Origin of the sequence: Anaerolinea thermolimosa (assembly GCF_001050195.2) — a bacterium.
Taxonomy (GTDB): Bacteria; Chloroflexota; Anaerolineae; order Anaerolineales; family Anaerolineaceae; genus Anaerolinea; species Anaerolinea thermolimosa.
Genome location: NZ_DF967965.1, coordinates 35661 through 37827, shown reverse-complemented (window position 1 = coordinate 37827; position 2167 = coordinate 35661). Strand labels below are relative to the sequence as shown.

Genomic DNA, 2167 nt, shown 5'->3' with positions numbered 1-2167 from the left:
CCGCGGCTGAAGGTGCGCTACAACGGGCAGGTGGTTGGGGAGGTGGTACCGGACTTGCTGGTGCAGAAAGGCGATGCGGTGGTGGTGATCGAGTGCAAAGCGGCGAATGATTTTGAGCAGGCAGACTTTGACCAGGTGCGCCGTTACCTGCGGGCGTACGGACGCGAGGCGGTGGGCTTGCTGCTGGGCTTTGGCGGGGAACGCCTGGAGTTCCGGCGGGTATGGCTGGAAGAGCGGACAAAAACTTGAATCTGGGAGGCGGCATGAAACGCTACAATCAGGTGATTCTGGACGGGCAGATGAGCCTGAGGCGGATATACACCATCCGGGGCGTGCTGGCGGTGGAAGCGATCCTCACCACCGACCTGGCTGTACTGGGGGGTGATCATCGGGTGGTGTGCGAAAACGACCTGGCGCTGGAGACGCTGGGGTTCGTCATCACCGGTCGGGCGCACAGTGAGGCCGTGTACGCCACCATCCACGGCTGGCTGTGGTCTGCGGATGAGCGTGCGCACGTGGTGGCGCGTGAGGTGGTCTTTCACGTCCCGCCGCTTCTGCGGGAGCAGGCGGTGAGTGTCATGCGGCAGCTGCGCAAAGGCGAGGGATTGCCTGCGGTGGTGGCCGTGAACGGCTGGCAGGTGAATGTGCGTGAGGTGCTGGCGGATGTGGAGATCAGCGGCGCGCCGGTCTAGCGACCGGCGGGGACGGCCTAATGGCCGGGCGTGCGGCACAAAGCGCCTTGCGCCCCGTCACCGCTCCCTGCCTAACGGCAGGATCGCTCCTGGTCTAGCGACCGGCGTTCGGGGGGCGCTTCGGCGCAGGCGTGCCTGGGCGGGCGTAACCGCCCGCTGGATTTTCTGCGAATACGGGTTTTCCCGTAAAACATTTGTTCTGGGAGGCGCGAGATGGTTGACGAAAAAGTGATGACTTTAGGCGGGGCAATGGCGATCACCATCGCCGGATGTGGAATTATTGCTCACAAATTACAGTGGCAGATTCACCCGCCGGATGTGGTTGTTCGGACTGCTGAAGTGATTGCGCAGGTGGTCAGGTACACCGTTTACGGGATAGTGGGCCTTGCAGTGCTGGCGGGATTGTTTTTCGGCGTTCGTCATGCCCTGCGCACCTGGACGGGACGGCGGTGGGTCAGTGCGGCTGGATGGCTTGTTGGGATTGGGCTGTTCTTCTGGGGAATGAGTAATCAGACAATTCCGCTGATTGCGGTGGGAATTGCAGGCGTGTGGGTTGGCGCCCTGGCGATGCCTGATGCGGAGGATTGAGCATGAAAGTTTTTTTGCAAAACCTGATGACTCTGCTATTGGCGGTGTGGTGGAATACCTGGGGGTGGCTGACCGCAAGGCGGCGTATTTCGTGATGCGCAAGTGCCGCTTTGCGCTGGAAGCACGGGAGCAGTTTTCGGAATGGCTGGAAAGTCTGCGTTGACGAGGTGAAGGATGAGCATTGCCTTTCGCAAACACAATTTCGATCTGGACGAGTTTGACCGTTGTGAAACGCACGGCTGTGTGATGATGCAGGTGGCGCGCAACGTGGAGCCGGTGTGCCTGATCGAGTGGCTGGCAGAGAGGGCGGGCAATCGCACGGTGCGGGATGTCATCCTGCGGGAGACTGGGGAGTACGATCTGCCCGCGCTGATTCTGGATAACGGCTTCATGCTCCCTGTGGAGCAGGCCGTCCGGGTGCGCCCCCCTGAACCGATGGAACTGACGCTGGAAGAGGTCACAGGCTGGTATGTGGCGGATCTGCTCTCCATGCCGGGCAGGGACGCGGTGGCGATGGAACTGCTCCCGCCGGGGGCAGTGGTGGACGAAGAGCCGGGTATTCTGCTCCAGCTGAGCGTGGATATCCTGCTCTACTTGCTGTTCGACGAGGAAATTCGCAAGGTGGAACCGTGAGGGGTGAAGCAAGGTATTTCAAATCCTGATAGAGATGGATGAAAATCCATGCTGGAGAATGACCGCTGAACCGCAGTGTTAATTATCCATTAATCCATATTGACAATTAGACAAATCGGTTGTATCCTCTGCGTAACGGAGGTGCAAAATGAGCGGAAATGAGGTTGTGCAGTTAGCAAGCAATGGGCGTATTACTCTGCCGGGCTCCATCCGCCGCCGGGTGGGACTGTATGATGGGGATTTGCTACGGATCG

5 protein-coding genes are annotated in these 2167 nt (G+C 59.9%); all 5 read left to right on the top strand.

Annotation, left to right across the window (positions count from 1 at the left end; genetic code table 11):
• Window positions 1-249 (top strand): GxxExxY protein (locus ATHL_RS00155; RefSeq protein ID WP_114679509.1); only part of this gene is annotated, 249 nt, incomplete at its 5' end.
• A gap of 14 nt (window positions 250-263) precedes the next feature.
• Window positions 264-692 carry a hypothetical protein gene (locus ATHL_RS00150; protein ID WP_062188710.1) on the top strand — a complete coding sequence of 143 codons (429 nt, stop codon included), beginning with the start codon at window positions 264-266 and terminating at the stop codon, window positions 690-692.
• A 213-nt stretch (window positions 693-905) separates the two neighbouring features.
• Complete coding sequence (locus ATHL_RS00145; RefSeq protein ID WP_062188709.1) at window positions 906-1280, top strand: hypothetical protein; 375 nt, start codon at window positions 906-908, stop codon at window positions 1278-1280.
• The gene (locus ATHL_RS18685) at window positions 1267-1443 is read left to right on the top strand and encodes a hypothetical protein (RefSeq protein WP_162787519.1); all 177 of its coding nucleotides are present in this window, start codon (window positions 1267-1269) and stop codon (window positions 1441-1443) included. The genes ATHL_RS00145 and ATHL_RS18685 overlap by 14 nt, the downstream gene beginning before the upstream one ends.
• Before the next feature lie 11 nt (window positions 1444-1454).
• Window positions 1455-1913, top strand: a complete 459-nt coding sequence (locus tag ATHL_RS00140; protein WP_062188708.1) for a hypothetical protein — start codon at window positions 1455-1457, stop codon at window positions 1911-1913.
• Window positions 1914-2167: the final 254 nt, after the last annotated feature.

What these genes read in the sequence shown, in the direction of transcription:
- ATHL_RS00150 (WP_062188710.1), top strand. Translation starts at nt 264, where the DNA reads ATGAAACGCTACAATCAGGTGATTCTGGACGGGCAGATGAGCCTGAGG.
- ATHL_RS00145 (WP_062188709.1), top strand. Translation starts at nt 906, where the DNA reads ATGGTTGACGAAAAAGTGATGACTTTAGGCGGGGCAATGGCGATCACC.
- ATHL_RS18685 (WP_162787519.1), top strand. Translation starts at nt 1,267, where the DNA reads ATGCGGAGGATTGAGCATGAAAGTTTTTTTGCAAAACCTGATGACTCT.
- ATHL_RS00140 (WP_062188708.1), top strand. Translation starts at nt 1,455, where the DNA reads ATGAGCATTGCCTTTCGCAAACACAATTTCGATCTGGACGAGTTTGAC.